The 26,296-nt window shown below is 66.9% G+C and carries 29 protein-coding genes, 2 tRNA genes and 1 riboswitch; of the genes, 10 read left to right on the forward strand and 21 right to left on the reverse strand.

All coding sequences use genetic code 11. From position 1 onward, the window contains the following. Nucleotides 1-156 precede the first annotated feature (156 nt). Nucleotides 157-369, reverse strand: a complete 213-nt coding sequence (locus tag Mspo_RS03955; RefSeq protein WP_159727062.1) for a hypothetical protein — start codon at nucleotides 367-369, stop codon at nucleotides 157-159. A 113-nt stretch (nucleotides 370-482) separates the two neighbouring features. Continuing rightward, entirely contained in the window at nucleotides 483-1,172 is a 690-nt protein-coding gene (locus tag Mspo_RS03960; protein WP_159727064.1) for an alpha/beta hydrolase, read from the reverse strand. Nucleotides 1,173-1,349: 177 nt separating this feature from the next. Between Mspo_RS03960 and Mspo_RS03965 the strand changes: the two genes are divergently transcribed. From Mspo_RS03965 to Mspo_RS03975, 3 genes are all read left to right on the forward strand, one after another. Next, a complete protein-coding gene (locus Mspo_RS03965) occupies nucleotides 1,350-1,541 on the forward strand; it encodes a hypothetical protein (RefSeq protein ID WP_159727066.1) in 192 nt (63 codons plus the stop codon). A 111-nt stretch (nucleotides 1,542-1,652) separates the two neighbouring features. Further along, on the forward strand, nucleotides 1,653-1,967 hold the full coding sequence (locus Mspo_RS03970; protein WP_159727068.1) for a hypothetical protein: 315 nt from the start codon (nucleotides 1,653-1,655) through the stop codon (nucleotides 1,965-1,967). A gap of 129 nt (nucleotides 1,968-2,096) precedes the next feature. Continuing rightward, nucleotides 2,097-4,592: an esterase-like activity of phytase family protein gene (locus Mspo_RS03975; RefSeq protein ID WP_159727070.1), complete on the forward strand. Its 2,496-nt coding sequence runs from the start codon at nucleotides 2,097-2,099 to the stop codon at nucleotides 4,590-4,592. 22 nt (nucleotides 4,593-4,614) lie between these two features. On the opposite strand, the gene Mspo_RS03980 is transcribed toward Mspo_RS03975, so the two are convergent. From Mspo_RS03980 to Mspo_RS03995, 4 genes are all read right to left on the reverse strand, one after another. Then, on the reverse strand, nucleotides 4,615-5,406 hold the full coding sequence (locus tag Mspo_RS03980) for a TetR/AcrR family transcriptional regulator (protein ID WP_159727072.1): 792 nt from the start codon (nucleotides 5,404-5,406) through the stop codon (nucleotides 4,615-4,617). A gap of 85 nt (nucleotides 5,407-5,491) precedes the next feature. Next, a complete protein-coding gene (gene proC / locus Mspo_RS03985) occupies nucleotides 5,492-6,316 on the reverse strand; it encodes a pyrroline-5-carboxylate reductase (RefSeq protein ID WP_159727074.1) in 825 nt (274 codons plus the stop codon). A gap of 5 nt (nucleotides 6,317-6,321) precedes the next feature. Continuing rightward, nucleotides 6,322-6,825 carry a YbjN domain-containing protein gene (locus Mspo_RS03990; protein ID WP_159727076.1) on the reverse strand — a complete coding sequence of 168 codons (504 nt, stop codon included), beginning with the start codon at nucleotides 6,823-6,825 and terminating at the stop codon, nucleotides 6,322-6,324. Nucleotides 6,826-7,211: 386 nt separating this feature from the next. Next, nucleotides 7,212-7,748, reverse strand: coding sequence for a L,D-transpeptidase (locus tag Mspo_RS03995; protein WP_159727078.1), 537 nt, complete (start codon nucleotides 7,746-7,748; stop codon nucleotides 7,212-7,214). A gap of 223 nt (nucleotides 7,749-7,971) precedes the next feature. Between Mspo_RS03995 and Mspo_RS04000 the strand changes: the two genes are divergently transcribed. Then, nucleotides 7,972-8,859: a methyltransferase domain-containing protein gene (locus Mspo_RS04000; RefSeq protein WP_159727080.1), complete on the forward strand. Its 888-nt coding sequence runs from the start codon at nucleotides 7,972-7,974 to the stop codon at nucleotides 8,857-8,859. A 227-nt stretch (nucleotides 8,860-9,086) separates the two neighbouring features. On the opposite strand, the gene Mspo_RS04005 is transcribed toward Mspo_RS04000, so the two are convergent. After that, nucleotides 9,087-9,455 carry a protease inhibitor I42 family protein gene (locus Mspo_RS04005; protein WP_159727082.1) on the reverse strand — a complete coding sequence of 123 codons (369 nt, stop codon included), beginning with the start codon at nucleotides 9,453-9,455 and terminating at the stop codon, nucleotides 9,087-9,089. A gap of 5 nt (nucleotides 9,456-9,460) precedes the next feature. After that, entirely contained in the window at nucleotides 9,461-10,780 is a 1,320-nt protein-coding gene (locus Mspo_RS04010) for a glycosyltransferase (RefSeq protein ID WP_159727084.1), read from the reverse strand. Between the two features lie 79 nt (nucleotides 10,781-10,859). On the opposite strand from Mspo_RS04010, the gene rlmN reads away from it, so the two are divergent. Further along, entirely contained in the window at nucleotides 10,860-12,032 is a 1,173-nt protein-coding gene (gene rlmN / locus Mspo_RS04015) for a 23S rRNA (adenine(2503)-C(2))-methyltransferase RlmN (RefSeq protein WP_159727086.1), read from the forward strand. A gap of 237 nt (nucleotides 12,033-12,269) precedes the next feature. Here the strand turns inward: rlmN and Mspo_RS04020 are convergent, their stop codons facing one another. From Mspo_RS04020 to Mspo_RS04030, 3 genes are all read right to left on the reverse strand, one after another. Then, nucleotides 12,270-12,521 (reverse strand): hypothetical protein, encoded by a 252-nt coding sequence (locus Mspo_RS04020; protein ID WP_159727088.1) that lies wholly within the window; start codon nucleotides 12,519-12,521, stop codon nucleotides 12,270-12,272. Between the two features lie 161 nt (nucleotides 12,522-12,682). Then, nucleotides 12,683-13,183 carry a disulfide bond formation protein B gene (locus Mspo_RS04025; protein ID WP_159727090.1) on the reverse strand — a complete coding sequence of 167 codons (501 nt, stop codon included), beginning with the start codon at nucleotides 13,181-13,183 and terminating at the stop codon, nucleotides 12,683-12,685. After that, the gene (locus Mspo_RS04030; protein ID WP_201281619.1) at nucleotides 13,180-13,761 is read right to left on the reverse strand and encodes a YqaA family protein; all 582 of its coding nucleotides are present in this window, start codon (nucleotides 13,759-13,761) and stop codon (nucleotides 13,180-13,182) included. Before Mspo_RS04030 ends, Mspo_RS04025 begins: the two co-directional genes overlap by 4 nt. Before the next feature lie 162 nt (nucleotides 13,762-13,923). On the opposite strand from Mspo_RS04030, the gene Mspo_RS04035 reads away from it, so the two are divergent. Beyond that, nucleotides 13,924-14,008 (forward strand) — tRNA-Leu (locus tag Mspo_RS04035). A 60-nt stretch (nucleotides 14,009-14,068) separates the two neighbouring features. Here Mspo_RS04035 and Mspo_RS04040 read toward each other — a convergent pair. The 9 genes from Mspo_RS04040 to Mspo_RS04080 all read right to left on the reverse strand — a co-directional run bounded on the left by Mspo_RS04040 (nucleotide 14,069) and on the right by Mspo_RS04080 (nucleotide 21,686). Further along, complete coding sequence (locus Mspo_RS04040) at nucleotides 14,069-15,193, reverse strand: diguanylate cyclase (RefSeq protein WP_159727092.1); 1,125 nt, start codon at nucleotides 15,191-15,193, stop codon at nucleotides 14,069-14,071. A 109-nt stretch (nucleotides 15,194-15,302) separates the two neighbouring features. Beyond that, a tRNA-Gly gene (locus tag Mspo_RS04045) sits at nucleotides 15,303-15,377 on the reverse strand. A gap of 35 nt (nucleotides 15,378-15,412) precedes the next feature. Beyond that, the gene (locus Mspo_RS04050; protein ID WP_159727094.1) at nucleotides 15,413-15,934 is read right to left on the reverse strand and encodes a hydrogenase maturation protease; all 522 of its coding nucleotides are present in this window, start codon (nucleotides 15,932-15,934) and stop codon (nucleotides 15,413-15,415) included. 1 nt (nucleotide 15,935) lies between these two features. Further along, nucleotides 15,936-17,228 (reverse strand): Ni/Fe hydrogenase subunit alpha, encoded by a 1,293-nt coding sequence (locus Mspo_RS04055; protein ID WP_159727096.1) that lies wholly within the window; start codon nucleotides 17,226-17,228, stop codon nucleotides 15,936-15,938. After that, nucleotides 17,218-17,997 carry an oxidoreductase gene (locus Mspo_RS04060; protein WP_159727098.1) on the reverse strand — a complete coding sequence of 260 codons (780 nt, stop codon included), beginning with the start codon at nucleotides 17,995-17,997 and terminating at the stop codon, nucleotides 17,218-17,220. The genes Mspo_RS04055 and Mspo_RS04060 overlap by 11 nt, the downstream gene beginning before the upstream one ends. Before the next feature lie 3 nt (nucleotides 17,998-18,000). Next, nucleotides 18,001-18,843, reverse strand: a complete 843-nt coding sequence (locus Mspo_RS04065) for an FAD/NAD(P)-binding protein (protein ID WP_244613119.1) — start codon at nucleotides 18,841-18,843, stop codon at nucleotides 18,001-18,003. Then, on the reverse strand, nucleotides 18,836-19,300 hold the full coding sequence (locus Mspo_RS04070; RefSeq protein WP_201281620.1) for a cyclic nucleotide-binding domain-containing protein: 465 nt from the start codon (nucleotides 19,298-19,300) through the stop codon (nucleotides 18,836-18,838). The genes Mspo_RS04065 and Mspo_RS04070 overlap by 8 nt, the downstream gene beginning before the upstream one ends. After that, nucleotides 19,297-20,421, reverse strand: a complete 1,125-nt coding sequence (locus Mspo_RS04075) for a 4Fe-4S dicluster domain-containing protein (RefSeq protein WP_244613121.1) — start codon at nucleotides 20,419-20,421, stop codon at nucleotides 19,297-19,299. The genes Mspo_RS04070 and Mspo_RS04075 overlap by 4 nt, the downstream gene beginning before the upstream one ends. Nucleotides 20,422-20,573: 152 nt before the next feature. Next, a complete protein-coding gene (locus Mspo_RS04080) occupies nucleotides 20,574-21,686 on the reverse strand; it encodes a 2'-deoxycytidine 5'-triphosphate deaminase (RefSeq protein ID WP_159727104.1) in 1,113 nt (370 codons plus the stop codon). Nucleotides 21,687-21,843: 157 nt separating this feature from the next. After that, nucleotides 21,844-21,922: riboswitch (SAM riboswitch) on the forward strand. A gap of 55 nt (nucleotides 21,923-21,977) precedes the next feature. Between Mspo_RS04080 and Mspo_RS04085 the strand changes: the two genes are divergently transcribed. The 3 genes from Mspo_RS04085 (at nucleotide 21,978) to argE (ending at nucleotide 25,148) form a co-directional block, all read left to right on the forward strand. Further along, on the forward strand, nucleotides 21,978-23,171 hold the full coding sequence (locus tag Mspo_RS04085; RefSeq protein WP_159727106.1) for an O-succinylhomoserine sulfhydrylase: 1,194 nt from the start codon (nucleotides 21,978-21,980) through the stop codon (nucleotides 23,169-23,171). 399 nt (nucleotides 23,172-23,570) lie between these two features. Beyond that, nucleotides 23,571-23,963 carry a Co2+/Mg2+ efflux protein ApaG gene (gene apaG / locus Mspo_RS04090; protein ID WP_159727108.1) on the forward strand — a complete coding sequence of 131 codons (393 nt, stop codon included), beginning with the start codon at nucleotides 23,571-23,573 and terminating at the stop codon, nucleotides 23,961-23,963. A 9-nt stretch (nucleotides 23,964-23,972) separates the two neighbouring features. Beyond that, nucleotides 23,973-25,148: an acetylornithine deacetylase gene (argE, locus tag Mspo_RS04095; RefSeq protein WP_159727110.1), complete on the forward strand. Its 1,176-nt coding sequence runs from the start codon at nucleotides 23,973-23,975 to the stop codon at nucleotides 25,146-25,148. A gap of 25 nt (nucleotides 25,149-25,173) precedes the next feature. Here the strand turns inward: argE and Mspo_RS04100 are convergent, their stop codons facing one another. Next, entirely contained in the window at nucleotides 25,174-25,530 is a 357-nt protein-coding gene (locus Mspo_RS04100) for a hypothetical protein (RefSeq protein WP_159727112.1), read from the reverse strand. A 254-nt stretch (nucleotides 25,531-25,784) separates the two neighbouring features. Here Mspo_RS04100 and yajC point away from each other — a divergent pair, with 254 nt between their 5' ends. Then, a complete protein-coding gene (gene yajC / locus Mspo_RS20180) occupies nucleotides 25,785-26,255 on the forward strand; it encodes a preprotein translocase subunit YajC (protein WP_306344935.1) in 471 nt (156 codons plus the stop codon). The last annotated feature ends 41 nt before the right edge of the window (nucleotides 26,256-26,296 follow it).

Here is a 26,296-nt window from a genome sequence, read left to right on the forward strand (position 1 = left end):
GGCGATCGATTCGCGGGATATTTCCCGGCCGTCATTGCGAGCGAAGCGAAGCAATCCAGCGCCGTGGGGCGGCTCCTGGATTGCTTCGTCGCGTTCGCTCCTCGCAATGACGACCTTGCGGCTTGCGCGCAGATCATCCAGAAACCGTATGAAACCTCAGCCTTCCGCCGGACAGGGAATTTCCTTGGTCACGCCTTCGAGAAAGGCTTTCATGCCGCAATTGGCGCGCAACGGGCCCGGCTTCTTATTGCCTTCGAAGGTCAGGAAGCTGACGATCCCGCGCGGATTGATGGCGATCACCTTGTATCGCTCCGATCCGCGCGTCGCGTAGCATTTGCCTTCTTTTATGTCCTCGGCGGTGAGCGCCATCGTCCGATCTCCTCTCGCATAGAGCCTGCCCTCCTCCCGCAAGAGCCGTGCCGGCCGCAAGAGCCGCGCCGGCCGCAAGAGCCGCGCCGGCGCCGAGGGCCGCGCCGGGGGCCTCAATGCGCCTCGTGATCGTGATCGTCGTGATCATGATCATGATCGTCCTCGGCTGCGCCCTTCTTATGGACGACATGCTCGGTGAGGAAATCGCCCGCCGCGATCACCCCGTCATCGTCCATCGCATGGGCGAGGCCCTTGCGCGTCATCGAGAAGACCCGCGCGCCGCGCGCCGTGAGGGCGGCTTTCGTCTCGCGCGCGGCGGAAAGCGGCGCGATCTCGTCGGCGTCGCCATGGATGAGCAGGATCGGCGGCGCGCCATCGGCGCCGGCGGGCGGTAGGGCGCCATAGGGTCCGCCCGAAAAAACGATGATCGCCTTGGCGGGGCCGGAACGCGCGAGACCCGCGAGGAGAGCGAGCGTCGCCCCTTGCGAGAAGCCGACCAGCGCCAGATGCGAGGGCGGCAGGCGGCGCTTGGCGAGCGCCGCCTCGAGGAAGCGTTCGAGCGCCGCGCCGCCCTTCGAGAGCCCCTCCGGATCGGAAGGATCGAACCAGCGCCGCACGCCATCCGCGCCGAGCGGCGCCTCGGCGGAGAGGAATTCGGCCTTGGGCATGGTCGGCGCCCAATTGAGCGCATGGTCGACCATGGACTGCCCGTCCGCGCCCTCCCCATGCAGCATCACGATGAGAAAAGCGGGCTTGCCGCAGGAGAGAGCGGCCAGCGCCGGCCCTTCGACAATATCGGTCATGGAGTTCCTCCGTCTCGGCGCCGGCGCTCGCCGGCCCTAGAGCGCATCGGACGAAGGTTCAATAAGCGTGCCGCCACATGCGCCGCCACATGGCGCCCAATCTGCTTCCATCGAGCGGCGCCGGAGACGGACCGGCGCGCCGTGAGAACCGACGCAGCAAAGCAACAGGAGGACCGCGTGGCGGACTACAAGGTGACGGTCGAGGAGCAGCCCGACGGAAAATGGGCCTGCTTCCTGCATGTGCCGGGAGAAGAGCCGTATAATCTCGGCAAAACCTTCAAGAACGAGGACCGGGCCGAGGCCTGGCTCACCGTCGGAGAAGCCACGACGGCGATCGACATGGCGGTCGCCAAGCTCACCAAGAAGTGAGCGAGCGGGAAGGGCCGCGATGCGCGCCTGTCGGATATCCGACAGGCGATCCCGGCCCTTCGTCCATTTTATTCCGCGCCGGACACGCGCGCGCAGCATGGAGCCACGATCATGGCGGTTGATTTGAAGGGCGAGTGGACGGACGCCGATATTGCGAAGCTCATCGGCGCGGTCGTCGACGACCGCGACTGGCGGCTCGAGGTCAGCGCCGACGGTCTCGCGTCGCTCGCCGACAAGACGGCGCATCCGACCGACGACGCCTATGACAACCAGCTCCACTGCTTCCTCGAGACCTGGATGCAGGGAACGGATTTCGTCGGTCCTTCCGCCGCCGGCGACAAGGAGCTCGTCGGCAAGATCGCCAAGGCGCTGCGCGAGAATTATCCGACGCTGAAAGGTCCGAAATTCGTCTATGTGTCGCTGTGACGTGACAGCGGCAATTGTGGCGCGCAGGCCATACTGCCGCCACATTTCTTGCTTCGGGCGCCACAATCGTCACTTGGACGTCAAGAGCCGCCCCTATGCCTCCGGTCATGCTGAGAACCGGAGCGAGAAATGTCCTTCCGTACCTTGTTGCTGGCGTCGATCTCGACGCTGGCGCTGCATGGCGCCGCTACGGCGCAGAGCTATCGCACGCCCAATGTCGTCGCCAATGACGACCCCTCTTCCATCAGCCTCGGAGGCGTGAGCTTCACGAACCAGGGCCTCGTCGGAACCGGGCGGCTTCCGGCGGCGACGATCGACTTCCTCGGCGACACGCTTGGCTCCTTCTCGAGCCTCGCCATCGACCCATATTCGTGGCGGCAAGTCGGCTCGAGCTTCGTCGCGACCATGTTCGCCCTGCCGGACCGCGGCCTCAACGATCCGGCCAATGGCGTCTTCTCCGACTATGCGGGACGGCTGCTTCGTTTCAACATCGCCTTCTCGCCCTATTCGGGCCCGAATCTCTCCGCCTCGACCGGCTCGCAGAATCAGGTGCGGATGACGCCCGACGGCGGTCTCCTGCTGCGCGACGATCAGGGCAAGACATTCACCGGCGCCGATGCGGGGTCGGGAGCCGCCAATCTCTTCGGCCGCCCCGCGCCGAGCCCTGCCGCCGGCTCCGTCGGCGCCGGCAAGATATCGCTCGACGCCGAGGGGCTGGCCTTCAAGACCGACCGCAGCTTCTACGTCAGCGACGAATATGGCCCGTCGATCTTCTATTTCGACGCCAATGGCAATCTCGTCGGCTCGATCGGAATTCCCTCGGCGCTGCTGCCGCGCAACAATGGCGCGATCGACTTCAACTCGACCAGCGCGCCGCAGACGGGACGCCGCAACAATCAGGGACTCGAGGCGGTCTCGGTAAGCCCGGACGGCGCCCGCCTGTTCGCGATCCTGCAGAGCGCGACGATTCAGGATCAGGCCTCCGGACAGCAGACGCGCAACAACACGCGCATCCTCGTCTACGATATCTCGACCAATCCGACGCCGGCGGCGCCGGTCGAATCCTATGTGCTCCAGCTTCCGACCCTCACGCAAAACGGCAAAGGCGGCTCGCCCAACCGCACCGCGGCGCAGAGCGAGACGGTGGCGCTCAATGATCGGCAGCTCCTGGTGCTGGCGCGCGACGGAACCGGCCAGGGCTCGTCGCCCGGCAATCCGATCGTGGTCAAATCCATCTTTCTCGTCGACATCGGCGGCGCGACCAATATCGCCGGCACGGCCGCCGATACGACGCCGGGCGGCCAGGTCGCGCCCAGTGGCGTGCTGAACCCGGCGATCACGCCGGCGCAATCGGTCGAGCTCGTCAACATTCTCAACACGACGCAGCTCGCCCGCTTCGGCCTTACTCTCGCCAATGGCGCGCCCGGCCAGCCGGCCCAGTCGCAGCTCACTCTGGCGGAGAAATGGGAGGGCATGGCGCTCGTCCCGACGCTCGTCGAGGGAAGGCCGAACGACTTCTACCTCTTCGTCTCCAACGACAATGATTTTGTCACGACCAATGGCGTGATGCAGGGACAGAGCTACAACGCCGGCGAGAACAACGACAATATGGTCCTCGTCTATCGGCTCACCTTGCCGACCGCCGTCGATCCGCTCTTCCTCAAATCCATGCGCGACACGGCGCCGGTGACGCTCGCCCGTATCGACGCCGGCGCTCTCGGCCTCGCCTCGAGCGCCGCGGCGCCGGTCGTCGCGCAGCTGCATTCGATTCGTCGCGCGCAGAGCGGCGTTTTCGCCGCGCAGGGCCTCTCGGCCTGGCTCGGCGGCAATGTCGATTTCGGTCCCACGGCGACGCGGCCCGGGCTCGACGGCGACCGCACGCTCTATGGCGGCTCATTCGGCCTCGATTATGGCTGGAAGGAGCTGCGCGCGGGCGTCGCGGCGACGGTGCGCGCCGGCCAATATGGCGGCGGCGCGCTCGGCTATTTCGACATTTCGCCGACCGTCTCGCCGAGCCTCTACGCCGGCTATTTCGGCGATCTCTTCTATCTCCACGGAACGGCGACCTTCTCGCCGGATGTCGGCTTCTCCGACATTCGCCGCCTCGCCGCTTACGGTCTCACCGGCGTCGGCCGCACCAGCGTCGATTCCTACGCCTTCGGCGGCGAGATCGGCGCGAAGCTGAATCTGGACGCCTTCCAATTCACGCCCTTCTTCGGCGTGACGCAGACCCATGCGACGATCCGCGGCTATACGGAGAGCGGCGCCGCCGGCGGCAATGTCGTCTATCCGGAGCATTCGATCTTAGCGACGACATTGCGTTACGGCGTGGAGGCCTCGGCCTCTTTGCTCGGCGTCAATCCCTGGGTGCGAGCAGCCTATAATCAGGCCCTCGACCGCGATCCCAAGCGCGTGCAGGTCAGCCTCGCCGGCGTGCTGAGCCCCATGGCGACGCAATCGATCCTCATTCCGACCTATGATCGCAATTCGGTCACGGTCGGCGTCGGCGCGCAGGGCGATTTCGCGCCGAACATCGGCTGGCGCATCGGCTATGACGCCGACATTGCGACGCGCTACGGCAATGTCGCCCATTCGGTGACGACGGCCTTGCGCGTCGGCTTCTGACGGCGGAAGGGCGACGCCGCCGTCAGGCGGTGGCGTCGTCCTGATGGCGGCGATGGTCCTCGGCGTGATGATGGCGCCGACGGGCCTCCTCGTGATCCTCTTCGAAATCCTCGTCGCGGTCGCGCGCGTGATGCCGCGCATGGCGACGGCGGCCGGTCACGCCGCGAAACACCGCGCGCGCCAAGCCGCGCAGCGGCGAGGTGAGACGGCTCACATCCTCGATCCGCTCGATCACCGCCTCGCTGCGCGAGAGCTCGCGGTCGAGCGCCGTCTTGGTGCGGCAGAGCTCGGCGTCACGATCCTCGAACCAAACGGAGAGCACGCGCCACCAGGCGATGGCGAGGCCCTGCAGCTTCAAGGCGCCGAGCGCGCCTTCGCTGTCTATGTCGGCGGCCTCCAGCATGAAGCGCATGGAATTGACCGTCTCGCGATTGAGCGCGGCCGCGGCCAAGGGATCGGTCGACGCCCATTGCGACACCGACTCCAGCGCGTTGCGATAGGGCTCCAACGCCTCGAGGCGACGCAGCAGCACCTCGTAGAGCCGCTCCTTGGCGGGCTCGGAGGCGTAGCGGCCCGAGAAATCGTCGAGCACCTGCCGGTCGATCTTGCGCGAAAAGGCCGAGAGAACCGCGCCCTTGGACGGGAAATTGTCGCGGAAATCGGCCAGCGAGACATCCGCGTCATGGGCGATGTCGGAAATGGCTATGTCCTCGAAGGCCCGGCGCGCCGCCAGCCGCATCAAGGATTCGACGATCCGGTCGCGGATCGATCCGCTTCCATTGCCTGTCTCGGTGCTTTTGCCGCTCGTCGCCATCGCCGCCTCCCCAAATCGCTCGAAGCCAGCCGCTTCCCGTTTAATTTAGGGCGTTCCGCCGAGATCGGAAGGAATTTCGGTTTTTTCAACCCGACAATTCTGCGGCCCGGCGCTTCGCCGCCGCGACGGCGCGCTCGAGCAGAGGCTCGAGACCGTCCTTCGCCATCAGAACCTCGAGCGCCGCGGCGGTCGTGCCGCCGGGCGAGGTGACGTTCTGACGGAGCGTCTCCGGCGTGATCCCGACGCTCCGGCGCAATAATTCGCCGGAGCCGGCCGCCGTCGCGCGCGCGAGCCGCGCCGCCGTCTCTTCCGGCAGGCCCGCTTCGACGCCCGCCTTCGTCAGGCATTCGACGAAATAGAAGACATAGGCCGGGCCGGAGCCCGAAACCGCCGTCACCGCGTCGACGAGCGCCTCGCTCTCGACCCAGACCACCTCCCCCACCGCGGCGAGCAGCGCCTCGGCCAGCGCGCGACGCTCGGGATCGACGGCGGGCGCGGCGAAGGCGCCGGTGATCCCGCGGCCGATCGCAGCGGGCGTGTTGGGCATGGCGCGCACGAAAAAGCGCGCCTGCGGCAGGCGCGCGGAAAGATCGGCGACGCGTTTCCCCGCGAGTATGGAGACGATGAGCGTGTCGGCGCCGGCTTCGGCCGCGATCATCGGCGCGACCGCATCGAGCGCCTGCGGCTTCACGGCGAGCGCCAGCGCCCGCGGCGCCACGCGATGTTCCGGGTTCAAGCGAAAGCCGCGATCTTTCGCGAGCGCGACGAGCGCCGGCGAGGGCTGCGGCTCGACGATCGTCACGCCCTCGCCGACAAGCCCCTGCGCCGCCCAGCCCTCGAGCAGGGCGAAGCCCATCTTTCCGGCCCCGACCAGAGTGATCGAGCCGGGCAGTCCGGCCCCTGCGGACATTTGGATCACGCTTCTCCCTTGGTCTCGAAGGTCGCGGTCTCGAGCGCCTCCTTAGCGCCCTTGCCGGCCCAGAGCACGAATTGGAACGCCTGATAATAGCGCTCGCAGGTCTCGAGCGCATGGTCCAGCAGCGCGGCGCATTGCGGGCCGGAGGGCTGCGCGCCGCCGGTCAGCAGCAAGCCCTGGCGGTGCATGACGACGCCCTCCGTCGGCCACAGATCGAAATGGCCGACCCAGAGCTGCTCGTTGATCGTGCGGATCAACGCCTGCGCCTCGGCGCGGCGGCGCTCCGGCACGCGCAGATCGAAAGCGCAGCTCACATGAAGCGTCTCGAGCTCGGCGAGCCAGGTGAAAGCCACGTGATAGTCCGTCCAACCGCCGGCGACAGAGATCGAGATCTCGTCTTCGTCGTCGCGATCGAAGCTCCAGTCGTTGGTGGCCGCCAATTGTTCGACGATGTCGACGGGATGCCGGGGACGGTCGAAGTCTTTGTCAGGTGCGATCAGCATGAGCGAAACCTAATGTGAGGGTCGGCCAGACGAGGGCGACGGACGCTTCTCTTTTTCAGAGACGCATACTCTGATTCAGAGACGCATACGCTGACTGCGAGCCCCGCGCTCCCGTGCTTCGGAAACCGCTCGACGAAACGAATCGTCCTGCTCGTTCACTCTACTCGAAACGATTGAAATGCCGCCGGCTCAACTCTTCGTGGACGCGAACCTCATGTGCGTTCGTGGATTTGCCGCACAGTGGTGGATTCGTTTCCGCCGGTCTACCGGCGGCGAGGCGACGTCCACAAGCTGAGGCATTCACGAGACGAAAAACCGTGGGACAAGTCTGCGTCGCGCGGCTTGCGCGAAGCTGCGCGACGAAGGAGACCGGTTCCGCTTTCGTCTCAGGGGGTCATGACGACCGTCGTGCCGACGCTCACGCGCTCATAGAGATCGACGACGTCCTCGTTCAGCATCCGAATGCAGCCATAGGAGGCCGCCGTGCCGACGGAGGCGCGCATCTTGGCGGTGGTGCCGTGGATCGCGGCCTGATTGCGGTCGAGCGTCAGCGCGCGAACGCCCATCGGATTATGCGGCGAGCCGCCATGGATGAAATTGGGGAGCTCCGGATGGTCCTGCTTGACGACCGCCGGGGGAACCCAATCCGGGTTCACATATTTCCCGTCGATATGGGCGTAGCCGGACCATTCCTTGCCCGCCTTGGGCACGGCGACCGGATAGCGAATGGCGGCGCCGTCGCCCAGGACGAGGAACAGGCTGCGCTGGCGGGCGCTGATGACCACAGTGCCCGGCTGGACCTGGGCGTTGTAGGCGACGACATTATGCGCCGCGCTTCCCGTCCCGGGCATGGCGAGAAGACCGCAGACGAGCGCCGCGCCCGCGGCGAGACTCGAAATACGCTGACGAAACGAAATGCTCATGGCTCACACCTTCTCCGAATGGCCGGCGTCGCTTTCGAACATGTCGCGCATTCTAGCTTCGGCCATATTTCGCGCCAGCCACCCCATAGTTGCGGTTACGGTTTAACACTAAGATTTGCTTACCTGTCTCGCTAAAGCGCGACAGAAGCGAAAAAATCCCCGCCTTATTTCCGCCATCCGACGCGACGGTTGCGCGCGGCGAAGGTTCGAGGCATGACAGGGCATGGAGAGAGGTCTTTCCGCGCCGGCGATCTTCGACCGCGGCTTGCTGCGCCGCCGGCTGGCCCGCGCGGCGGCGCGCGGCGCGCCGGATTTTCTATTGGCGCGCGCCGCCGACGATCTCGCGGATCGGCTCGCCGGCATAAGACGCCCCTTCCCCCGCTCGCTCGATCTCTGCACGCCCTCGGCCCATTTCGCGGACATCGTCGCCGCGAGCGGGCGGCCGGCGCCGCTGCGGGCGGGGCGCTTCTTCGGGCCCGGCGTCGATCTCGTCGCCGAGGAGGAGGCGCTGCCCTTCGCGGCCGGCGCCTTCGATCTCATTGTCTCCGGCTTTGCGCTGCAATGGGTGGACGATCTCCCCGGCGCGCTCGCCCAGGCGCGGCGAATGCTGGCGCCCGATGGGCTGTTTCTGGCCTGTTTCCCGGGCGGCGCGAGCCTCATAGAGCTGCGCGCCGCATTCGCCCAGGCGGAAGACGAGATCTGCGGCGGCGCGAGCCCGCGCGTGTCGCCTTTCGTCGATCTGCGCGATCTCGGCGGGCTGCTGCAGCGGGCGGGCTTCGCTCTGCCCGTCACCGACGTCGATTCCTTCACGCTGCGCTATGATTCGATGCTCTCGCTCTGCGCCGAGCTCAGAGCCATGGGCGCGGCCAATGTGCTGACCGAGCGCGCGCGCCGACCGCTGCGACGCGCGGTGCTCATGCGGGCGGCGGAAATCTATGGCGAGCGCTTCGCCGACGCGGACGGCCGCGTGCGCGCGACGATGGAGCTCGTCTGGCTCTCCGGCTGGGCGCCGCATGAGAGCCAGCAGAAGCCGCTCGCGCCGGGCTCCGCGCAGATGCGGCTCGCGGATGCGCTGAAGCCGCGCGGGAGCGACGCCTCGGACGAGGAGTAGAGCGCCCCCTCCCTCACCCTCCCCCGCGTTCCGCGGGAGACGGAGGCGGCCGACGTTACGCAAATCTTTGATGAAAGGCCGAATCTGCCCCCTCTCCCGCGCAGCGGGGGAGGGCTGGGGAGGGGGCTAGAGCGCATTCGGACAAATCATGTCCGAATGCGCTCTAAAGTTATTTGAATTCGCATGTTCTTTTCCGAAAACCGCTTCGCACTTTTCGGGAACATGCTCTAACGCGCAGTGATCTCGACCGTCCGGCGCTGGACCGCCCGCTTCTCCCAAGGCCGCTCTTCGGCGAAGACGAGCCGGGCTCTGCCGGCGGCGAGGGCCTCGATGCGGAAACGGCGCCGGCCCGGCGCGCCGACGAGCGGCCGATCCGGCTCGCCGCCCGACGGCGTGAAGCCGCCCTCGCCGACCCGGACGATGGATGGATTTTCGCTCGCCGCGCGATCGAAGCGCCAGACATGACCGGTCGAGGGGTTCTCGCCGAAGTCGATCGTCCGCGTCTCGCCGACGGCGAGCGAAAGCCTTCCCTCCCCCGCCCGAACCGCCGACAATTCGAGCCAAATCATCGCGATCGCGGCAAGAATCGACTTCATCAACCTTACGCCTTTGCCGAAACTGCCGCGCATCCGACGAATTCGGCGATCTTCGCCGCGGCCGCCGCCGCGCCATCCTCCGTCCGGATGCGCCGCGCCGCCTCGCTGGCGCCCCGCGCATAGCGATCGTCGGCAAAGAGCGCGCCGAGCTCCTCCGCGAGCCGATCGGCGGAGCAGCGCTCGAAAGGCCGAACCCGCCCGACGCCGAGACGCGCCACGCGCGCGGCGTTGTCGCTTTGATCGCCGAAGACGGGAACGACGAGCTGCGGCCGGCCGGCGCGCAGCGCCTGTCCGCAAGCGCCCGAGCCGCCATGATGCACGATCGCCGCAGCGCGCGGGAAAATCAGCGAATGGCGGATATGGCCGGCGACGAAGAGCTGCGGCGCCGCGCCCTCGGCGAGCGCGTCCCGCTCCTCCTCGGCGACGAGCAGCACCGCGCGGCGGCGCAGGCGCAGCGCCGCATGGCCGACGGCGCGATAGAATTCCGGCTGGCCGCGCGCGACGAAGCTGCCGAGCGTCGCCACGATCGGCGGCTCGCCGGCGTCGAGAAAGTCGAGGAGAGCCGCCGGCAGGCTTTCGGCCGTGTCGGTGAAGCGATCGTGGAATGTGTGGCCGGCGAGATAGAGGCCGGCCGGATGATCCGGCTGCGGCGGCGCGAGCAAGGGGCTGACCAGCGCGATCGTCCCCTGCGCATAAGGGCCGCCAGCGAGAAGATCGCGCCCGCGGCGGGGCGGCAGGCTGAGCTCGCGCCGCAGCCGCGCGATCGGCGCCGCCCGATAGGCGAGGAGATGCATCAGCGCGATGGCCAGCGCTCTGTTATAGGCGCGCGCGAGCGCCGAGCGCGGCTGCGCCAGAAAGGGCGAGCGCGCGCCGAGCGGCGGATCATAGGCCGACCAGAGAAAGAGCGGCGAGACGACGCCATCGAAAAGCGGCAGGCCGAGCCGCTCCGCCGCGAGCTTGGCCGAAAAGCAAATGCTGTGCGCGACGATCGCCGCCGCGTCTTCGCTCGCCGCCGCCACATCCTCGAAGCTCTGGCCGAGATAAGGGAAGATCAGCTCGCGAAACATGAAGCCGCCGCCGTCGCGGGCGACTCGGTCGGCGATCTCGCCAATGTCCATGCCGAGCCGCTCGGCGAGCTCGGCGACGTCCGGCCGCACGGCGGCGAAATCGAGCCCCTCGCCCTCGATCCAATCGCGATAGAAGGCGCTGGCGGCGATGACCGGGCGAAAACCGATGCGCTTCAGCGCGTGAGCGAGCGCCACATAGGGGTTGAGGTCGCCGAGCGAGCCGAAAGTCGCGATGACGATTTTCCGTCCATCTCCCATGTCCGCCCTTCGCCCCTCGCGCCCATGGAGTCGTCCGGCGCGCATGTTATACTGATTTCTCCGCAGAAAAGAGGAATTGATGACCGCCGCTTCCGCCTCCGCCATCTCCGTTCGGCCCTCGCTCGCCGGCGCCACGCGCGCCGAGCTCGCGGAGGCGCTGCGCGCCCTCGACATACCCGAGCGCGAGATCAAGATGCGCGTCTCGCAGCTGTGGCATTGGATCTATTTCCGCGGCGCGCGGGAATTTTCGGAGATGCTCAACATCTCGAAGGTTCTGCGCGGCAGGCTCGCCGAGCGCTTCACCCTCGCCCTGCCGAATATCGCGGCGGAGCAGGTCTCCGCCGACGGCACGCGCAAATGGCTGCTGCGGCTCGACCCCGTCGACGAGAAGGACAAGGGCGCGGAGATCGAATGCGTCTATATTCCCGAGAGCGACCGCGGAACCTTATGCGTGTCGAGCCAGGTCGGCTGCACGCTCAATTGCAGCTTCTGCCATACGGGCACGCAGAAGCTCGTGCGCAATCTGACGACGCGGGAGATCGTCGCGCAGCTTCTCGTGGCGCGCTCACGGCTCGGCGATTTTCCCGGCCTCGAGCCGCCGACCGACGGGCTCGTGCCCTCGGGGCCCGATGTGCGCGCCGTCTCCAACATCGTCTTCATGGGCATGGGCGAGCCGCTCTATAATCTCGAGCAGGTGGAGAACGCGATCGACATCATGTCCGACGGCGACGGACTGTCGCTGTCGAAGCGGCGCATCACCGTCTCGACCTCGGGCGTCGTGCCGCAGATCGAGAGGCTCGGCGCCGAATGCGGGCCCATGCTCGCGATCTCGCTGCACGCCGTGCGCGACGATCTGCGCAATGAGCTGGTGCCGCTCAACAAGAAATATCCGATCCGCGAATTGCTCACCGCCTGCCGCGACTATCCGGGCGCCTCCAACGCGCGGCGAATCACCTTCGAATATGTGATGCTGAAGGGCGTCAACGACAGCCCCGCCGAAGCGCGCGCGCTGGTGCGGCTGCTCGAGGGCATACCGGCCAAGATCAATCTGATCCCCTTCAACCCCTGGCCCGGCGCGCCCTATGAATGCTCCGACTGGGAGACGATCGAGCGATTTTCCGACATCGTGTTCAATGCGGGCTATGCGAGCCCGGTGCGCACGCCGCGCGGCCGCGACATTCTCGCCGCCTGCGGACAGTTGAAGAGCGAGACCGAGAAGCTGCGCGCGAGAGCGCGGCTCGCGGTGGAGTGATACGATTTCCGGCCGATTACTTCCTAAACACGGGCGTCATCGCGAGCCGAAGGCGAAGCGATCCAGCGCCATGGGGCGGCTCCTGGATCGCTTCGTCGCTGCGCTTCTCGCGATGACGCAACCGGAAATCGTATGATGGGATTTCGATGCGAGCCTTCAGGCTCGCGCTCCGACGCGCGTCATGGACCGCGAGCCTTCAGGCTCGCTTTTGTCGCGTCGGCATGACGCGCCCCGCCGTCAGCTCAAGAGCCGGCGCAGCGTCTCTTCGCGCGCGCTCTTATCGGCGGGGCCGCCCTTATCGGCGAGCTTGTCGAGCGCGGCGAGGATCTTCGTCAATTTGTCCTGCATGAGATTGACGTCGCTCGCCAGCTCGTTGAAGCGATTCTCCAATATGATGAGATGACGGCCGAGCGCCCGCGTGTTGGGCGAGCCGTCGGGGCTGGTCTGAACGCCCTGTGTCTGCATGTCGTGCTGCTGGAAGCTTCTCATCGAATTCTCCGAATTGTCGCGAGCGGCCGCGCGCCCAAAGAGGAATAGTCACGTCTCCATCGGGCAGAGGATGGCGCGAGCATTTCCTTCGACAAGGTCGTTCGGAGAATATCGGACGCGTTTTTGACGCCGAGCCGGCGTCCGCTTCGGCTGGAGACGCCCTATGCGGCGCGGGTCCCGCGCCAGGCGCGGAACGCCATGGCGGCGAGACCGGCGGAGATCAGCACATTCCAATTGCTCAGCGTGAGCGCGAAAATGCGCAGCGCCGGCCGGTCGCAGCTCACCACCTTCATCCTGTCGAGCGAGGAGCGGAAATCGTCGAAGGAGCCGGCCTTACGCAACGCGCCCGTGCATTCGGAGGGACCGGGAAAGAGCTTCAGCTCGACGCCGGAATGATAGAGCGCGAGCGCCGTCCCCGCCGCGAAGAGGAGGCCGAGCAGCGCCAGCGCGATGCGCGCGGCGCCCTCTCCTCCCCGCCGCGCGGCGATCGCCGCCAAAGCGGCGAGCGGAACGCCCGCGTAATAGGGAATGCGCTGCTTCAGGCATAATTCGCAAGGCGCGAAGCCCAGCCCCTCTATGATCCAGGCGCCGCCTATGGTCGCGACGGCGACGCCGAGAATGACGAGCGCCGCGCGAGAGGGGGTCGCGAGGAGCCCGCTCACAGAAGTTTCGCCGCCACGACGAAGCCGACGACGACGATGCCGGCGAGCGCGCCCATGAACAGGCCGAAATGCGCCTCGAGCTTGTCGCGGAGAAAATCGCCGAAATGATTGATCGCCGCCGCGAGAATGAAGAAGCGCGCGCCGCGCGTGATGAGCGAGAGCGCGAGAAACAAGCCGAAATTATAATCCATCAGCCCGGACACGATGGTGACGAGCTTATAGGGAATGGGGGTGAGCCCTTTCACCAGAATGAAAATCGCGCCCCATTGCGCGTAGAAGGCGCGCAGCGCCTCCATTTTGGAGGCATAGCCATAGAGATCGATGAGCCAGAGGCCGATCGTGTCATAGAAGAGCGCGCCTATGGCGTAGCCGAGCGCGCCGCCGGCGACCGAGGCCAAGGTGCAGATCGCGGCGTAGAGCCAGGAACGCTTGGGCTCCGCCAGCGACATGGGCACGAGAATCACATCCGGCGGCACGGGAAAGAAGGAGCTTTCCGCGAAAGCGATGGCGCCGAGCGCGAAAGGCGCGTGCCGGCTGGCGGCGAGCGACATGGTCCAGTCGTAGAGCTTTTTGATCATTTTCCAACCGGCTCGGAGGGCGAAGCGCCCCTCGCTTATCATTTCGGCGGGCCGGAAGCGAGGCTCGAGGCGCAAAGAACGGCAGGTCGCCTGTCGAGGTCGCCTTGACGGAGGCTTCGGCCCGGCTAATATCCGCGCCGCGCGCCGGCCCCGCCGGCCTGCGCCTCTGTGGCGGAATTGGTAGACGCGCTCGACTCAAAATCGAGTTCCGCAAGGAGTGCTGGTTCGACTCCGGCCAGGGGCACCATCGACATCCGTCCCGCGACCGTCGCCGGGGACGGGCGGCGCGATCCGACGGCGCGGCGCTCTATCCCTGCGCGACGAAGACCTGGTTGCGGCCGCTCGCTTTGGCGGCGTAGAGCGCCTTGTCGGCGGCTTCCTTCAGCGCGGAGAGATCGGTCTCGCGCTCCGCGAGCGCGATGCCGACGCTGACGGAGGACAGGCCGTCGCCGAGCGCCGCCGCCGCGGAGATATAGGCGGCGCGGATGCGCTCGGCCACCGCCACGGCCCGCGCGCGGTCGACGCGAGTCAGCAGAAGCGCGAATTCGTCGCCGCCGATGCGCGCCAGAAAATCCTCGCTGCGAATGCTCTTGGCCGCCACCTCGCCGAAGGTCGTCAAGGCGCGGTCGCCCATCGAATGGCCGAAGCCGTCGTTGATCGCCTTCAGCCGGTCGAGGTCGAAGATCAACAGGGCGTTGTCGCCCTGCCCGCGGGAATTGCGAATCACGGCGTCGGCGTTGTGATCGAAGCCGCGCCGATTGAAGAGGCCGGTCAGCGGATCCGTCGCCGCCATGGATTTTTGGCGCGCCACGGCCCGCTCCTTCGTCACCGCCAACAGGCCGAAACCGAGCAAGAGCGCATAGGTCACCCCCTCGAGCGAGACGCCGACGACGAAAGGCCTCGGATCGACGAAGCCGCCGAGCGCCATCTTCGCGACCACGACGAGGGCGACAATCGCTCCGAAACAGGAATGCAGGGCGGCCAGCGCGGTCGTCGCCGGCAGCGTCCAGCTCCCTTCGCGGCGACAGGCGCAGAATTCGTCGGCCAGCAGGAAGGCGTAGACGGCCGAGATCGCGCAACGATCGACGATGCGGACGGAATCGACGCTCGAAGAGAAGAACAAGAGCCAGATCACGCCGCCGGCGAACACCAGCCGCCGATCCACCGGCCGGCCGCCGAAGACGCGGGCGCCGCCCCAGGCGAGCCCGCCGCCCCAGAGCGTCAGCGCATTGCCGAGGCCGATGGCGAGAAGAGGATAGGTTTCGCGAAGCGACAGCAGAGACAAACCGGCGCCGGTGCACAACAGCGCCCCGCACCACCAGCCATATTCCCGCGCCTCCCCATCTTCGAGCCAGACGAGACAGAAGAAGCCGGCCAGAACCGTGAAGACAAAGGAATGCATCAGCAGCAACGTCGGGAGACAATCCGCCATGGTCACATGATCCGGATGACACTCTTTGACCGTCTCCGCCCCGAAAATCTACGACGCATTGGAGAGAGGCGGTCGAAAGGCGCGCGAAGTCGAAACCAACTGCGCGAAATGGAGCGGGCGATGGGAATCGAACCCACGACATACAGCTTGGGAAGCTGTCGTTCTGCCACTGAACTACGCCCGCGAACCGCCTGCAGATTTCTATTCCTATAGGATTTTTCACTCCTTTCGGCAAGCTCGCCGGCTCTTCCCATCCGTGGAAAACCGCGGCTCGCCGGGCCCGAGATCACCCGCCAGCTCGGCCAGAATCGAGCGCGCGGCTTCTGCGGCGCCGGCCTGCGCCCCGGTCGACAGGGGCGCGCCCGGCGCGAAGCTCTCGGCCTCGATCGTGAACAGAACACAAACGGGCGGAAGGCCGCCGAGCGCGCGCGCGAGATCGATCGCCTCGGCGAGGCCGAAGCCATGGCTCGACCAGCCGCGCTCCTTTGCGAGCGGCGGCCTCTCGGCGTGCAAGTCGAAACGGCGCACGGTCCCGGGCGGCGCGCCGGAGAGAGCGGCGTCGACGATGATCGCCGCGCGCGCCCCCTCCAGCGCGTCGAGCACGGCGGTCGCCTCGCCGCAGCATCGGACCACCTCGAACCCGGCTATTGCGCTCTCTTCGAGCAAAGCGGCGACGCGGCGGCCGACGGCGTCGTCGCCGCGATCCGGATTGCCGACGCAGAGCGCCAGGCGACGCCCCATCTCAGCCCCGATCTATCTCGAGCCGCAGGAAGTGCGTCGAGCACGAGATGCAGGGATCATGATTGCGCACCGTCTGCTCGCAGCGATGGCGCAGATCATCCTCCGGCAGATCGAGAAAGCCGCCGATGAGGCTCTTCAAATCCTCCTCTATCATTCCCTGATTCTGCGAGGTCGGCGGCGTGATGACCGCCTCGGCGATCGTTCCGTCCGCCTCGAGACGGTACCGGTGATAGAGCATCCCCCGCGGCGCTTCCGTCGCCGCATGGCCGACGCCAGCGCGCGGCTCGATCGGAACGCAGGCCGCGCCCGGCTCCTCATAGCTTTCGACGATGCGCAGCGCCTCGTCCAGCGCATAGACGGTCTCCACCGCGCGCACGATGATGCTGCGATAGGGGTTGGAGCAGAGCGGCCCGAGGCCCGCTTCGCGCGCGGCCTGCTGCGCGAGCGGCGACAATCGGTCGAAATTGAGCGCGAAACGCGCGAGCGGACCGACGAGATAGGCGCCGTCGCCGTGGCGCATTCGCGCATGCAGCGCCGTCGAGCGCTCGACGTGAAACTCCTCGAAATGCGTCTCGAACTCCCGCGCGGCGATGTCGAGCCCGCCGCTCGAGACGATGCGGCCCTCGTTGAGAGGATATTCGTCCCGCTGGCGCAGCGACACGAAGACATAGTCGCGCGCGCAATCTGGAAAATCGAAGCCGGCGACGAAGCGCACGACTTCGAGCGCGGCGTCGCGCGCGCGCTCCAGCCGCTCCGCGAGCGCGGCCAGCTCGCGCTTGCGCGGCGCGCGATAGAAGCCGCCGACGCGCACATTGATCGGATGAATCTCGCGTCCTCCGATCAATGTCATGATCTCATTGCCGACCTTCTTGATCGCAAGGCCCCGCCGCACGACATCGCCATGGTCGCGCGCCATTTCGACGCCGCCGGCATAGCCGAGGAAATCCGGCATATGCAGCATATGCACATGCAGCATGTGGCTCTCGATCCATTCGCCGCAATAGAGCAGGCGTCTCAGATCACGCAGCGGCCCCGTCACGCGGACGCCGAGCGCGTCCTCCATCGCATGGACCGCGCTCATCTGATAGGCGACAGGGCAGATGCCGCAGATGCGCGCGGCTATGTCCGGCGCCTCTGAAAAGGCGCGCCCGCGCATCAGCGCCTCGAAAAAGCGCGGCGGCTCGAAGATTTTGAGCGCCACGCTCTTCACCACGCCGTCGCGAAGGACGATCTCGAGCCCGCCTTCGCCCTCGACCCGCGCGAGCGCGCCGACCGAAATGCTTCTAGTCGTCATGGCGCTCGCTCTCCTCGCGGAAGGCCTCCGCCTGCGCATTGAAAGTGCGATAGACGCGCCGCAGAGCGTCTTCGTCCATGCCGAGCGTCGCGAGACGCAAGCTCAGCGACGGCGCATTGGGCGTCTCCATGGGGCCGAAACAGCCGTAGCAGCCGCGATCATAGGACGGACACAATGCGCCGCAGCCGGCGTGGGTGACGGGCCCGAGGCAGGGCGTCCCATGCGCGACCATCACGCACACATTGCCCTTCAGCTTGCATTGCAGGCAGACGCTATGCGCCGGCGTCGCCGGCTTGCGGCCGGCGAGAAAGCTAGAGATCACCTCGATCAGCTGGCCCTTGTCGATCGGGCAGCCGCGCAGCTCGAAATCGACCTTCACATGATCGGCGATGGGCGTCGACGTCGCGAGCGTGTGGATATAATCCGGCCGCGCATAGACGATCGAGGCGTATTCGCGCACATCGGCGAAATTGCGCAAGGCCTGTATCCCGCCCGCGGTGGCGCAGGCGCCGATGGTGACGAGCGCGCGCGAGCGCCGCCGCACCTCCTGAATGCGCTCGGCGTCATGCGGCGTGGTGATGGAGCCTTCGACGAGCGAGAGATCGTAAGTCCCGCGGATCGGCGCGCGCGTCGCCTCGAGAAAATAGGCGATGTCGAGCGCCTGCGCGAGCGCGAGCAGCTCGTCCTCGCAATCGAGCAGGCTGAGCTGGCAGCCGTCGCAGGAGGCGAATTTCCACACCGCGAGCCGCGGCGCATGTCGCTCCGCCATTGTCTAGATTTCCTTCTTCGCGATGAGGCCGCGCAATTGCGAATAGGGAAACACCGGCCCGTCGCGGCAGACGAAGACCGGCCCGAACTGGCAATGGCCGCACCAGCCGATCGCGCATTTCATATTGCGCTCCATGGAAAGATGGATGCGCTCCTCGGCGACGCCCATGTCGTGCAGCGCATTGGCGACGAAGCGCATCATGATCTCCGGCCCGCAGAGCATGGCGAGCGTGCGCGCGGGATCGAAGCTCGCGCGCGCGATCAGCGTCGTCACCACGCCGACATTGCCCCGCCAGTCGCCGCGCGCGTGATCGACCGTCGCCTCGACTTCGAGATCGAGCCGGCCGCGCCAGGCCTCCAGCTCGTCGCGAAAGAGAATGTCCTGCGGGCTGCGCGCGCCGAACAGCAGCACGATGCGGCCATATTTCTCGCGCTCGGCCAAGAGGCGATAGAGCGCCGGGCGCAGCGGCGCGAGGCCGAGTCCGCCCGCGAGGACGACGACGTCATGGCCTTCGGCCTCGAGCAAAGGCCAGCCGCGGCCGAAGGGCCCGCGCAGGCCGATCGGCTCGCCCGGACGCAATTCGGCGAGCGCGCGCGAAACGGCGCCGACCGCGCGGATCGTATGAATGAGCCGCGCGCCATTCGCCGGATCGCCGCTGACGCTGATCGCCGCCTCGCCGACGCCGAAAGCGGTGAGCATGTTGAACTGCCCCGGCGCGAAATCGAAAGCGCCGCCCTCTATCGCCAAGGTCACGACGTCCTCGATCTCGCGTTTTCGCTCGGCGATGCGCGCGACGCGGGGAACCATAGGGTCGGCGGCGCGCGCCGCTACGAATGCGTCAGCCATGAGCGCCATAGACGTCGATCATCTGCATACGCGCCGCCTGCAGCCGCTCGAGCAACGGCGGCGTGAATCGCTTCATCATCTCATAGCCGAGACGCGGATCGGCCTCGCTCTTGCGGCGCAGGCAGGCGCCGTCGACGGCGATGGCGCGCACGAGCTCCAGCGCCCGCGCGTCATAGGTCCAGCGATAGGGCGGCACGAGCCAGGAGAGGCCGCAGACATCGCCCTCGCGCAGCGTCTGCAGCGTCACCGCGCCGCGCGCGGGATCGCGAATCTCGATCGCGGCGCGGCCGTTGCGCAGCAGATAGAACCAATCGGCGCTGTCGCCTTCGCGGAAGAGATATTGTCCGGCCTCGAAACGCGCGTTTTTCGCGCAGCCGGAGACGAGCGCGACGAAGCCCGCGTCCATTCCGGCGAAAAACGGATGTTCTTTGACGATATGCTCGATGGTCTCGATCATGTCGCGCCTTTCTGCCCGTCGCTCTCGCGTATGGCGCGCGCTTCCTCGGTGATGTCTATGCCGACCGGACACCAGACGATGCAGCGCCCGCAGCCGACGCAGCCCGAGGTTCCGAACTGGTCGCGCCAGGTAGAGAGCTTATGCGTCATCCATTGTCGATAGCGCGATTTCACGCTTTGCCGCACGCTGCCGCCGTGCATATAGGAGAAATCCAGCGTGAAGCAGGAATCCCAGCGCCGCGAGCGCGCGCTCTCGAGGCCGGCGAGATCGCTCGTGTCCTCGACGCTGGCGCAAAAGCAGGTCGGGCAGACCATGGTGCAATTGGTGCAGGCGAGGCAGCGCGAGGCGACCTCGTCCCAGCGCGGATGCTCGAGATTGCGCGCGAGCAATTGCCGCACGTCGCCGGCCTCGAGGCTGCGGCCCATATTTTCCGCCGTGCGCGCGAGGATCGCCTCGGCCTCCTCGATCTCGGCTTTCGTCGCCGCGCGATGCGGCAGCGTCTCGACGAGCGCGCTGCCCGCCTCCGTCCCCGCCTCCACGAGGAAGGAGCGCCCGGCGACGATCTCGGTGAGCGCGAGATCGAATCCGAATGTCGCCTTCGGCCCCGTATCCATGGAGACGCAGAAGCAGGCGCCGCCGGCGACGCCGCAATTCACCGCGACGACGAAGACATCCTCGCGCCGCGCGCGATAATGCGGGTCGACGTAGGGGCCGCCGAGGAAGACGCGATCCTGAATGGCGATAGCGTGCAGCTCGCAGGAGCGCGCGCCGATGAAGGCGAATTTCTCGCGCGCTTCGGGCTCGGCCTCGACGCGCAGCTCGTCGCCCTCGCGCCGCGCGCTCCATAAGCGCAGCATGGGCGGATGCAGCAGCTTTTTCCAGGATTGCGGGCCGACGACGTAGCCGAACAGCGCCTCGTCGTTGCGGCGCGTCAGGCGATAATGGCCGCCCTCCTGCTCGTCGCCGACGCCGCGCGGCAGATCGTTCAGCGTGGCAATTTCGTCATAGACGATCGCCTCGTCGCGCACGGTCGGGCCGATGAGCGAATAGCCCTGCCCGCGCAGAGCCTCGAGCAGCGCCTCGATGCCTGCGGCGTCGACGATGGAGCGGGCCTCGGTCATGCCTTTGTCCATGTGCCGAATCTAGCGTTCGAAAGAGGAGCGTCTCGCCCGCGGTGAGGGAGGAAAACGCGCCGCCCTTCTGATCTCACCGAACTATTGCAGTTTCTCGACGAAAATCGACAAGGCGCCTTCTCGCGGCGGTCCTGTCGCGGTCAAGGCGCCTTGAAATGTTTGGAGAGCTTCAGCTCCTGGCCCTGGTAGTTGGAGACGCCGCCCTGGCCGTAGAGAATCTTCGGCTGCGCGGCCATGGGCTCGTAGACGAGCCGGCCGATGACCTGCCCGTCCTCCAGAATGAAGGGCACGTCATGGCTGCGCACTTCCAGCACCGCCCGACTGCCCGGCCGGCCAGATTCGCCGCAGCCGAAGCCGGGATCGAAGAAGCCGGCGTAATGCACCCGGAACTCGCCCATGGCCGGATCGATCGCCATCATCTCGGCCGAGAGATGCGAAGGGATGCGGATGCGCTCGCGCGAGGCGAGAATGTAGAATTCGTTCGGATCGAGAATGAGCTTATCGCCCCGCCGCCGCGTCAGCCGCTCCCAATAATCTTCGACCGCATAATGATCGACGCGATCGACGTCGATCACATCCGCATGTTTTTGCGCGCGATAGCCGACGACGTCGCCGAGCCCGTCGAGCGCGACGCGCAGGATCACGCCGTCGCGCAAGGTGAGCTCGCCGTCGACGAGCGGCGCGGCTGCGTGCTCGGCGGCGAGCGCCGCGTCGGAGAGCGTCGGCTCCGCCCCCGGATCGCGGCGGCGGAAGCGCAGCTGATCGAGGCGCGAGCCCTGCCGCGCGCGCACGCTGAAGCTGCGCGGCGAGACCTCCGCATAGAGCGGCCCGCGATAGCCCGCGGCGACATGATCGAAGATTTCCGTGTCGTCGGTGATGAGGCGGGTGAAAATGTCGAGCCTTCCGGTCGAGCTCTTGGGGTTCGCGACTCCGGAGACATCCAGCGGCAGGCGCAAGCTCTCCTGCAGCGGGATCACATAGACGCAGCCGCGCTCGAGCACGGCGCCCGCCCCTTCGAGGCCGATCTCGTCATAGGTGAGCTCGGCGAGCAGCGCCTCGACGCTGCGGCCCTTGCCGGGCAGAAAGCTCGCCCGCACGCGATAGGCCTTGGACCCGAGGCGCAGATCGAGGCTCGCCGGCTGATGCTGCCCATCCTCGATCGGCCGCGTCGCGACGATCGCGCCCGCGGCCGCCAATTCGCGAATCTGCTCGCAGGAGAGCACGCCACAGGCGGCGGTCGGCGCGGGCGTCATCCAAACTCCTATCACTCGGTCGCTCATCGCGCGACCTTACACGCCCCGCGCCTTCGTGTCCTTTGTGTCTTAGTGGCGAAAAAACCACGAAGACACAAAGGACACGAAGGAATCCTGGCGAAGGTTGACTTGGCCGCGTCCTTCGGTTCATTCTGTTTATCGAACACGTGGTTCTTTGAGCCGGCCGGCTTGCCGCCACGTAAAACAAGGCGCTAAAAGGCCGGGTTTCCTCGTGAAATCCGTTTCTTTTGCCGCCGTGGCGCGTTCCGCGCGCCGCTCGGGAGACAAAAATTGAGCGACGACAAGAAGAAACTGCGGCCCGCGACACAGCTCGTCCACGGCGGGGGACTGCGCTCTCAATTCGGCGAATTGTCCGAAGCGCTGTTCCTCACGCAGAGCTTCGCCTATCCGACCATGGAGGCCGCCGAGGCGCGCTTCAAGGGCGAGGACCCGGGCTTCATCTATTCGCGCTTCTCCAACCCGACCGTGGCCATGTTCGAGCAGCGCATGTGCCTGCTCGAGGGGGCGGAAGCCGCGCGCGCCACGGCGAGCGGCATGGCCGCCGTCACCGCCGCCCTGCTCGCCCAGCTCAGGGCCGGCGACCATATCGTCGCGGCCCGCGCTCTGTTCGGCTCTTGTCTCTATGTGGTGGAAGAGCTGCTGCCGCGTTTCGGCGTCGCCTCGACGCTGGTCGACGGCGCCGATCTCGAGCAATGGAAGGCCGCCGTCCGCGAGGAGACCAAGCTCTTCTTCCTCGAGAGCCCGACCAATCCCGGCCTCGAGGTCTATGACATTCGCGCCATCGCCGATATCGCCCATGCGGCCGGCGCGCGGCTCGTCGTCGACAATGTCTTCGCCACGCCCCTGCTGCAAAAGCCCTTCGAATTGGGCGCGGATGTCGTCGTCTATTCGGCGACCAAGCATGTCGACGGCCAGGGCCGCTGCCTCGGCGGCGTCATTCTCGCGTCGCAGGCGCTGATCGAGGAGAATATCCACAATTTCCTGCGCCAGACCGGCCCGGCGCTGTCGCCCTTCAACGCCTGGACCATGCTGAAGGCGCTGGAGACGCTCCCCTTGCGCGTCGCGCAGCAGACGGCGAGCGCGGCGAAAATCGCCGATTTCCTCGCCGAGCAAAAGCAAATCGCCCGCGTTCTCTATCCCTTCCGCGACGATCATCCGCAAGCGGCGCTGGCGCGGCGGCAGATGGCGGGCGGCGGCACTCTGGTGACTTTCGACGTCGCGGGCGGCAAGGCGGCGGCTTTCCGCCTCGCCAATGCGCTCCAGATCGTCACGATTTCCAACAATCTCGGCGACGCCAAGAGCCTTATCACCCATCCGGCGACGACGACGCATCAGCGGCTGACGCCGGAGGCGCGGGCGCTGATCGGCGTCGGCGACGGACTGCTGCGTCTCTCGGTCGGCCTCGAGGACACGGGCGACCTCCTCGACGATCTCGCGCGTGGCCTCGCCGCCGCGCGCGGCTAGAGTCTTTTCATGTTTCATTGAAACACGAAAAGACTCTACGCATTTGTTTCGACGCGTTTCAGGACGCCGAACCGGCGTCCACTTCGGCTGGATGCGCTTGTCAGGAGCCGAGCCGGCCGCGGCGCTCGAGGTCTATGAGGCGAGCGCCGCGCCGCGACAATAGGCGCCGGCCGCGGCTCCGGCGCCCTCCGCGCGAGCGCATGATCGGGCCGGCCCCATGAATGGGAGAGGAGCCGCGACGCGGGCGATCGAGCTCATGCGCGTCGACGAAGCTTTTCCTTGATCCGTGTCGATCATGTCACAGATTTTGCTTTGCGGATTGCGTCGGCGGCTCGCACGGCGGGCGCCGACGTTAATCCGCATTCCCCTTCGACGCGACGCGTCCTAGAGTAGGGCCCCATGTATATAGCCATCACCCGAGACATTCAGGTCACGGCGCTGCCGGATTTCCTGCCCGAGCAGTCGGACCCCGCCAGCGATCGTTTCGTCTGGTCCTACACGATCGAGATCGCCAATCTCGGCCAGGAGCGTGTCCAATTGCTGTCACGCCATTGGATCGTCATCGACGCCTATGGGCGTCGCGAGGAAGTGAAAGGGCCGGGCGTCGTCGGCGAGCAGCCGATCCTCGAGCCGGGCGAGACGTTCCGCTACGCCTCGGGATGTCCGCTCTCGACGCCATCGGGACTGATGAAGGGAAGCTATACGATGATGACCGCCGAGGGCGAGACCTTCGACATAGAAGTGCCGGCCTTCTCGCTGGACAGCCCGCTCTCCAAGCCCACGCTGAACTGAGCCGGACGCATGTCGTATCGCGACCTGTCGACGATCGAGCGCGCGATCGAGCTGACCGGCCGGCTCGTCGCTTTCGACACGGAGAGCTCGAAGTCCAATCTCGCCCTGATCGATTTCGTCGAATCCTATTTGCGCGACGAGGGCGTGCCCTTTGTGCGCGCGCCCAATGCGAAGGGCGACAAGGCGGCGCTGTTCGCGACCATCGGGCCGCCGATCGAAGGCGGCGTCGTGCTCTCCGGCCATACCGACGTCGTGCCGGTCACCGGCCAGAATTGGACCGCCGATCCCTTCACCCTGCGGCGGGAAGGCGACCGCCTGCTCGGTCGCGGCGCCGTCGACATGAAGGGCTTCGGCGCCGTCTGCCTCGCCATGGTCCCGGAATTCAAGGCGGCCGGGCTCACGCGCCCGATCCATATTTTCTTGAGCTATGACGAGGAGACGACCTGCCTCGGGCCGCTCGACCTGCTCGGGCGCCTCGGCCTCGACCTGCCGCGGCCGGCGGCGGCCGTCATCGGCGAGCCGACCTCCATGCAGGTCGCCGACGCGCATAAGAGCGTGACGACTTTCGTCACCACGGTCCGCGGCCACGAGATCCATTCCGCCAATCTGCATCGCGGCGTCAGCGCGGTGCATGTCGCGCTGCTGCTCGGCGCGGAACTGTTGCGAATCGGCGAGGAATTGGTCGCGGCGGGCGATCCGACCGGCCGCTTCGATCCGCCCTATTCGACTCTGCATATCGGCGTGATCCAGGGCGGCACGGCCCGCAATATCGTCGCCAAGGACTGCGCCTTCCATTGGGAAGTGCGCGGCGTGCCCGGAACAGACGCGCCCCGCATCGTGGAGGAGCGGCTCGCGGCCTATGCGGCGGAGCTGACGCAGCGATATTTCACCGCTTTTCCCGGAACCGGGATCGAAACGCGCATGGAGGTGGAGGTTCCGGGGCTCGCGCCGCAGCCCGGCTCGCCGGCGGAGACGCTGGCGCTCAGGCTCGCCCGCGCCAATCGCACCGTAGCCGTGCCCTACGCCTCCGAGGCAGGGCGGTTTCAGGAAGCGGGAATCCCGAGCGTCATCTGCGGCCCCGGCCGCATCGACGAGGCGCATCAGCCCGACGAATACATAGAGGTCGGCGAGCTCGCGGCCTGCGTCGAATTCATGCGCGGCCTCGCCCGCGAGCTCGGCGCCTGAACGGCGCCGAGCGATGTTCGCGGGATCAGTAGCAGGCCCAGACCCAATAGCCGACCCAACGCCAGCACGGTCCGACGCCATGGGCCCACCAGCGCCCATGCCAGTAGCGGCCGCGTCCGTAGCCGTGGCCGCGATGCCAGCCATGACCGCCGCCATGCCAGCCGCCGCCATGACCGCCACCGTGCCAGCCCCCGCCATGACCGCCGCCATGCCAGCCCCCGCCATGACCGCCGCCGTGCCAGCCGTCGCCGTGACCGCCGCCATGCCAGCCCCCGCCATGACCGCCGCCGTGCCAGCCGCCGCCATGATGCTGAGCGAAAGCCTCGGAGGGCAGCGCGAGCGCGGCGCCCAGAGCGACGACGAGCGATAATTTGTGCAACATCGGAATTCTCCTCACCTTCGCTGCGAAGCGCGCGGAGCCTCTCCATCCCTGCGCTTCGAATGAGCGACATAGTTCCCGCCGAGGGCCGCCAACTGTGAGTTGTCGCACACTCTGTGTCGAATTTACGTCGCGGCGAATCGCCCAGGGCGCGGGCCGGCATTGATTTCGGATTGCGGCCGGCTATAGTCCGCGCCCGTTGCAAGGTGGGTTCCTGCCGGCACGAAGGCGCGCGCGCCGCTTCCAAGAGATCGAACATGAAATTGATCCAGACCGCCCAAGCCCAGACCGACGCCCCTGCGGCGACGCCTCCTGCTCCGCCCGCCCCCGCCGCGCCGCCTGTTCCCGCGGCCCCCGCGGCGCCGCCGGTCCCGCCCAGCACAACGGTGCAGACCGCCCCGGACGCGGGCGCTGGCCCGCAAGCGCCGGCTCCCGACATGATCACGCAGCTGGTTCCGCTGATCCTGGTCACGCTGATCGTCTATTTCATCGTGCTGCGGCCGCAGGCCCGCCGCACGAAGGAGCAGAAGGAGTCGCTCAAGAATGTGCGGCGCGGCGACACCGTCGTCACCAGCGGCGGGCTGATCGGCAAGGTGACCAAGACGGTCGACGACGCCGAGGTCGAGGTCGAGCTCGCCCAGAACATCCGCGTGCGCGTGCTGCGCTCGGCCATCGCCGAGGTGCGCGCCAAGGGCGAGCCGGTGAAGGACCAGGCCGCCGCGCGTTAGAGCATGTTTTCCGAGAAGTGCAGCGGTTTTCGGAAAAGAAC

Source organism: Methylosinus sp. Ce-a6 (assembly GCF_009811655.1).
GTDB lineage: Bacteria > Pseudomonadota > Alphaproteobacteria > Rhizobiales > Beijerinckiaceae > Methylosinus.